This window comes from Evansella tamaricis, from assembly GCF_019042215.1.
Lineage (GTDB): Bacteria > Bacillota > Bacilli > Bacillales > Salisediminibacteriaceae > Evansella > Evansella tamaricis.
Genome location: NZ_JAHQCS010000178.1, coordinates 168,089 through 174,718, shown reverse-complemented (window position 1 = coordinate 174,718; position 6,630 = coordinate 168,089). Strand labels below are relative to the sequence as shown.

At 40.3% G+C, this 6,630-nt stretch carries 10 protein-coding genes; all 10 read left to right on the top strand.

What is annotated here, in order from left to right:
• Positions 1-211 precede the first annotated feature (211 nt).
• The 10 genes from KS419_RS22835 to ylqF all read left to right on the top strand — a co-directional run bounded on the left by KS419_RS22835 (position 212) and on the right by ylqF (position 6,555).
• Positions 212-541: a putative DNA-binding protein gene (locus tag KS419_RS22835; RefSeq protein ID WP_217069257.1), complete on the top strand. Its 330-nt coding sequence runs from the start codon at positions 212-214 to the stop codon at positions 539-541.
• 12 nt (positions 542-553) lie between these two features.
• Positions 554-1,900 (top strand): signal recognition particle protein, encoded by a 1,347-nt coding sequence (gene ffh, locus KS419_RS22830; RefSeq protein ID WP_217069255.1) that lies wholly within the window; start codon positions 554-556, stop codon positions 1,898-1,900.
• 102 nt (positions 1,901-2,002) lie between these two features.
• Positions 2,003-2,275, top strand: a complete 273-nt coding sequence (gene rpsP, locus KS419_RS22825; protein ID WP_217069253.1) for a 30S ribosomal protein S16 — start codon at positions 2,003-2,005, stop codon at positions 2,273-2,275.
• A gap of 37 nt (positions 2,276-2,312) precedes the next feature.
• The gene (locus tag KS419_RS22820) at positions 2,313-2,540 is read left to right on the top strand and encodes a KH domain-containing protein (RefSeq protein ID WP_013489117.1); all 228 of its coding nucleotides are present in this window, start codon (positions 2,313-2,315) and stop codon (positions 2,538-2,540) included.
• Between the two features lie 220 nt (positions 2,541-2,760).
• Positions 2,761-3,180, top strand: a complete 420-nt coding sequence (locus KS419_RS22815) for a YlqD family protein (RefSeq protein ID WP_217069251.1) — start codon at positions 2,761-2,763, stop codon at positions 3,178-3,180.
• Positions 3,173-3,694 carry a ribosome maturation factor RimM gene (gene rimM / locus KS419_RS22810; protein WP_217069249.1) on the top strand — a complete coding sequence of 174 codons (522 nt, stop codon included), beginning with the start codon at positions 3,173-3,175 and terminating at the stop codon, positions 3,692-3,694. The genes KS419_RS22815 and rimM overlap by 8 nt, the downstream gene beginning before the upstream one ends.
• On the top strand, positions 3,694-4,443 hold the full coding sequence (gene trmD, locus KS419_RS22805) for a tRNA (guanosine(37)-N1)-methyltransferase TrmD (protein WP_217069247.1): 750 nt from the start codon (positions 3,694-3,696) through the stop codon (positions 4,441-4,443). The genes rimM and trmD overlap by 1 nt, the downstream gene beginning before the upstream one ends.
• Before the next feature lie 112 nt (positions 4,444-4,555).
• Positions 4,556-4,897 (top strand): 50S ribosomal protein L19, encoded by a 342-nt coding sequence (rplS, locus tag KS419_RS22800; RefSeq protein WP_217069245.1) that lies wholly within the window; start codon positions 4,556-4,558, stop codon positions 4,895-4,897.
• Between the two features lie 247 nt (positions 4,898-5,144).
• A complete protein-coding gene (gene lepB / locus KS419_RS22795; RefSeq protein WP_281419876.1) occupies positions 5,145-5,690 on the top strand; it encodes a signal peptidase I in 546 nt (181 codons plus the stop codon).
• A 13-nt stretch (positions 5,691-5,703) separates the two neighbouring features.
• Positions 5,704-6,555, top strand: coding sequence for a ribosome biogenesis GTPase YlqF (gene ylqF, locus KS419_RS22790; protein WP_217069243.1), 852 nt, complete (start codon positions 5,704-5,706; stop codon positions 6,553-6,555).
• Positions 6,556-6,630: the final 75 nt, after the last annotated feature.

Below are 6,630 nucleotides of genomic sequence, written 5' to 3'. Positions count from 1 at the left end.
GTCTAGCTCCAGCGCCTACTCGCTACGGGGCACTTCGGAAGTGACAACCGAAGTCAAAGAGCGGACTTCTAGTTGTCATTCCTCCACTGCCCTACACTCGTGACCATAGGCGCTTACACTTTTCTTATAGTCAAGAAAAAAACTTGACACCATAGTGGGGATCTTGTAGTATTGTATGTTGTAAAGTGAATCTAACAAGGCGGTGAGATTCTTGATAGAAAAGACAATCCGCATGAATTATTTATATGATTTTTACCAGGCACTTCTCACAGAAAAGCAAAATCACTACATGACCCTCTATTATTTAGACGATCTGTCTCTAGGTGAGATTGCAGAACAGTTTAATGTAAGTCGTCAAGCCGTTTATGATAATATTAAACGGACAGAAGCTTTGTTAGAGGAATATGAGGATAAACTCATGCTGTTAGTCAGGTATGAATCCAGACAAGAGTTAATCCGAAAGCTTAAATCAGCAGTAAAAAAACAAGATAGTCCCGATACAATGATCGAGATGATCGAAGCACTCGAGAAACTGGAATAGGGGGCAATATGTATGGCATTTGAAGGATTAGCAGAAAGACTGCAGGGGACTTTAAATAAAATCCGCGGAAAAGGAAAAGTTTCCGAAGCCGATGTGAAAGAAATGATGCGGGAAGTACGTCTCGCCCTTCTAGAAGCGGATGTTAACTTTAAAGTTGTCAAGCAGTTTATTGCGAATGTAAAAGAGCGGGCAGTTGGTCAGGAAGTTCTCAAGAGCTTAACACCGGGCCAACAGGTTATTAAGGTTGTTAATGATGAACTGACTAAATTGATGGGTGGACAGCAGAGCAAAATTGCGGTTGCATCAAAGCCTCCCACTGTTGTAATGATGGTAGGTCTTCAAGGTGCAGGTAAAACAACGACAACTGGAAAACTGGCAAATCATCTCCGCAAAAAACATAATCGCCAGCCACTTATGGTCGCAGCCGACATCTATCGTCCAGCTGCCATTAAACAGTTAGAAACACTGGGGAAACAGCTGAGTATGCCTGTTTTTTCTATGGGTGATCAGGTGAGTCCGGTGGAGATTGCCAAAAACGCTATGGTAGAGGCGAAACAAAATCACCACGATTATGTTCTGATTGATACTGCAGGGCGACTTCACGTGGACGAAGAACTGATGAATGAGCTAGAAGAAATAAAAGCATTAACCAATCCCGACGAAATTCTCTTAGTCGTGGATGCAATGACGGGGCAAGATGCCGTTAATGTGGCAGAGAGCTTTAATGAACGACTAGGAATCACCGGTGTGGTATTAACGAAACTCGATGGGGATACCCGAGGTGGTGCCGCATTATCCGTTAAGGCTGTAACCGACACTCCGATTAAGTTTGCGGGGATGGGGGAAAAGGTCGATGCATTAGAACCGTTTCATCCAGAGAGGATGGCTTCTCGTATTTTAGGGATGGGAGATGTATTAACTCTTATAGAAAAAGCCCAGACGAATGTGGATGAAGCGAAGGCGAAAGAGTTAGAAAGGAAAATGCGGACGAATGAATTAACATTTGACGATTTTCTCGAACAACTGGAGCAAGTGAAGAGTATGGGCCCATTAGACGAACTCTTGAGCATGATGCCTGGTGCAGGTAAGATGAAAGGCCTCAAAAACATTCAAGTGGACGATAAGCAGTTGTCACATATTGAAGCGATTGTTAAATCTATGACGAAGGCAGAAAAGGAAGATCCGTCCCTTTTAAATGCCAGTCGTCGGCGTAGGATTGCAAAGGGTAGTGGTACTTCTATCCAAGAAGTGAACCGTCTTATTAAGCAATTCGCCGAGATGAAAAAAATGATGAAACAAATGGCGGGAATGCAAGGAAAAGGAAAGAAAAAAGGCGGATTTAAAATGCCGTTTATGTAATTTTTCCTAGTGTAAAGTTTTTTTACTTTACTGGGGGTTGTCCCCCGTGAAAGTTTATGATAATATACTTAATTGTGTGAATGAAATTTGGAGGTGAAACACATGGCAGTAAAAATTCGTTTAAAGCGAATGGGAGCAAAAAAATCTCCGTTCTATCGCGTAGTTGTAGCTAACTCTAGATCACCACGTGATGGTCGTTTTATTGAAGAGCTTGGAACTTACAATCCACTTAAAAATCCAGTGGAATTTAAAGTAGATGAAGAGAAAGCGTTGAAATGGATGTTGGATGGCGCAAAACCTTCTGATACAGTTCGCAACTTGTTCTCAAAAGTAGGCTTAATGGAAAAACTTCACAATGCGAAGAACGTAAAATAAGTCCTTCGTGTGAAAATATTCGTTAAAGGTGAGTGACATGAAAGAACTTGTTGAATCAATTGCAAAGGCCCTTGTCGATCACCCGGATGACGTCCGTGTTACTGAAGTTGAAAACGGTCGATCACTCACACTGAAGCTGGAAGTTCACGCGGACGACATGGGGAAAGTGATAGGCAAACAAGGCCGTATCGCAAAGGCGATTCGCTCTGTTGTGAATGCAGCAGGTACGAATCAAAACAAACGCATCAATCTAGAAATCGGGTAAAGGGTGAGGTATGTCCTCTCCCTTTTTCCGTATGTAAATATAAAAAAGACTGTAGTGAAAATGGAAATCGTTTCTTTGATAGAACATTTATTTTACAAACTAAGAAAATGCAAAAATAAAACACTAAATGCTACTTAGCATGGATAGGAATACGCTTATAAATCTCAACTAATAAAAGCTGTTTTCAGGAATCCTAAATCACTGGAGGTGACAAGCCCGAATGGAAATTATTAAAAAAGTAGTTGTAAAACAGATCTTAACTGAAAAAAGCAAGACGAGACTGAAGGAACAGTTTTTGAGCCGGCAATACCAATTAAACAAAGAAATTCAACAACTAGAGTTTGTATTACATAAAAAATTAAAGGCAAATAAAAACAATCTTAATTATCAGAAATCACTTAAAGAAAGTTTTAATAGGGAAGTTCAGCGCCGTAAGGACAGACTTCGTCAATTGGAATTAAAACTTGGCCAATTGGATGAACTTGCATTAGGTTCTGAAATAAGAGAAGGTACAATTCAAATGATTGAACAGGTTGAAGAAGGGGATAATTGGGAAGAAATAATGAAAGGTACCGAAATCGTTATTAAAGACGGTGTCATACATGAAATACGTCAAGGGGGCATGGAGGAAGATGACTGATTGGCTTAATGTTGGGAAAATTGTAAATACACATGGTATACGTGGAGAAGTTCGTGTTATCTCCAGAACCGATTTTCCTGAAGAACGATATGCCACAGGAAATACCCTTTATGTACTGGACGAAAAGGGAACGAGACAACCTCTTCAAGTAAGTTCCTGGCGAAAGCATAAACAATTTGATTTATTAACTTTTGAAGGCTTTAATAATGTGAATGACGTGGAGCAATTTAAAGGGACACTGTTACAGGTGGACCCTGAAACGCTTGATGATGAACTCCAAGAAGGGGAATTTTACTACCATGAGATTATCGGATTAAATGTAATCACAGATGATGGGGTGGAACTGGGGAAGGTAAAAGAGATACTTTCACCTGGTGCTAACGATGTTTGGGTCGTGCAACGGAAAGAAAATGGGAAAGATATTCTATTGCCCTATATCGAAGAAGTGGTCAAGGAAATAAATATTGATAAAAAAGAAGTTATCGTTCACCTCATGGAAGGGTTGTTAGACTAATGAAAATATCCATTTTAACATTGTTTCCAGATATGTTTACTGGTGTTTTTCAACAATCTATCTTGAACTCAGCCCAGCAAAAGGGGATTGTGGAATATGATGTCATTAATTTTCGTGAGTTTTCCAAAGACAAACACAGTAAAGTGGATGACTATCCATATGGTGGGGGCGGGGGCATGGTACTCACCCCACAACCGATTTTTGACGCAGTAGAGGCGACAAGAAAAAGGATGGACAGCCAAAAGCCATCGAGAGTAATCCTCCTCTGTCCACAAGGGGAACGGTATAATCAAAAAAAAGCAGAGGAATTGGCCCAAGAGGATCATCTAGTACTTATTTGTGGTCATTACGAGGGATATGATGAACGAATTAGGGAATATCTCGTCACAGACGAAGTTTCCATCGGTGATTACGTCCTGACAGGGGGAGAAATAGGGGCAATGGTCATCGCTGACAGCGTCACAAGACTTCTCCCAGGAACACTAGGCAATGAAACATCAGCAGTGACAGATTCCTATAGTACAGGTCTCTTAGAGTACCCCCATTACACGAGACCTGCAAAATTTAAAGATTTCGAGGTTCCTGAAATACTTTTGTCGGGACATCATGCCAATATTGAAGAGTGGAGAAGGCAGCAAGCTCTAAAACGTACGGTTGAGAGGCGACCAGATTTATTGGACATGATAGACTTAACAAAAGAGGATGAAAAATATTTGCAGCAATTGAGGGAATTACGGAATAAGGGTTGAGATCCCCTTCAAGCTGTGGTATTATAACACTTGTGGCTTTTAGCCATGTCATCAAGATGTTCCGCTGTCATTAGTAGGACAAGAATGTCTGGAGGGAAGGAGGCGAACAGAAATGGAAAATATCATTCGTGAAATTACGCAAGAACAATTAAAAACTGATCTTCCAGCTTTCCGTCCTGGGGATACGTTAAAAGTACACGTTAAAGTTGTTGAGGGTACTCGTGAACGTATTCAGGTATACGAAGGGGTAGTTATCAAACTTAAAGGTTCTGGAATCAGTGAAACATTCACTGTTCGTAAGATATCTTACGGTGTTGGTGTTGAACGTACATTCCCTGTACATTCCCCACGTATCGATAAGATTGAAGTGTCTCGCCGTGGTAAGGTACGCCGTGCGAAACTTTATTACTTACGTGCACTTCGTGGTAAAGCAGCTCGTATTAAAGAAAGATAAATGTTTTAAAAAGGGGGCTTGTATGGCTCTCTTTTTTTCTTTATACCCTCATCTAAGTCAGGGGTGTTGACTGGATTATAAATTTTCTATTGATAAGTATTCCATTACATAAAAAATTAGATTCACTCTCTTAAGGTAATCCTTATTGTTCTATGATAAAATAAACTGAATTACAGGATTCTATGAATTAGGCCATTAGCCTAGTTTTTAAACACTAAAATGAATCATGCTGGAGGATGAAAGCGAGATGGCGAAATCAGAATCATGGGAATGGGTAAAGGCAGTTGCTGTCGCCCTAATATTAGCGATTGTTATCCGTTACTTCTTTTTTGCACCAATTGTCGTAGATGGACAATCCATGATGCCGACGCTTGAGCACAATGATCGGATGATCGTAAATAAAATAGGGTACACAATCGGCGAACCTGAAAGATTTGATATAATTGTCTTTCACGCTCCACAAAATAAAGACTATATAAAACGAGTAATTGGGTTACCCGGGGATACATTATATTATAAGAACGATGTTCTTTATATTAATGATACACCGATGGAGGAGCCTTATCTTGATAATTTTAAAAGGGAAGCAACACGATATCCATATACTGGGGATTTTCACCTTAACGAAGTGACAGATTTTGATCGTGTTCCAGAAGGTCATGTTTTTGTGTTAGGTGATAACCGTCAACACAGTAAAGACAGCAGGCATATTGGTGTCATCCCTTATGAAGAAGTGGTTGGTAAAGCAAACCTTGTTTTCTGGCCATTTTCAGAGGTCCGTATTGTAGAGTAGGAGTGTGTATAAAATGACCATTCAATGGTTTCCTGGCCATATGGCAAAGGCCAGGCGGGAAGCAAAAGAAAAATTAAAATTAATTGATGTTGTGATCGAACTGGTAGATGCACGAATTCCCCTTTCTTCACGGAACCCGGTTATTGATGAATTAGCGAAGGGAAAGCCACGACTTGTTCTATTAAATAAAGCTGACTTAGCAGATCCGAATCATACGAAAGCTTGGATGTCTTATTTTGAAAACCTAGGGAATGCGGTATTACAAATCGATGCCCAAAAGGGAACGGGTGTAAAATCTATCTCTCAGGAAGTTCAAAAGTTAGCCAAGCCACTAACAGATAAGATGCGTGCAAAGGGGATGAATCCCCGGGCTATTCGTGCTCTTATTTTAGGGATACCCAACGTTGGGAAATCCACAATCATCAATCGTTTAGCAGGAAAAAAAATTGCCAAAATAGGTGATAAACCGGGAATTACAAAGGCACAGCAATGGATTAAAGTTGGAAAACAAATGGAATTGTTGGATACACCTGGAATTCTCTGGCCGAAATTTGAGGATCAGGCGGTGGGATATCGTCTTGCTCTCACAGGGGCCATTAAAGAAGAAATTCTTGATTTTCAAGAGATGTCGGTTTTTCTTCTTCGTTTCTTAAAGGATCATTATCCGGAACGATTAAAGGAAAGATATCAGCTTACCCTTATTCCTGAAGATGTGATTGAGCTCTTTGAGGAAATCGGAAAAAAACGCGGTTGTTTAATGTCCGGTGGAATCGTGGATTATGATCGGGTAGCAGAGATTTTATTTCGGGAATTCCGTTCTGGAACGATGGGACGGATCTCACTGGAAACTCCCTCAACAAAGTAGGAGGCATGCATCCATGTGTGCCTTTTTTCTCTTTTTCAAAACACATAAATCGAATTGTTTAAAATGGAAACTAAA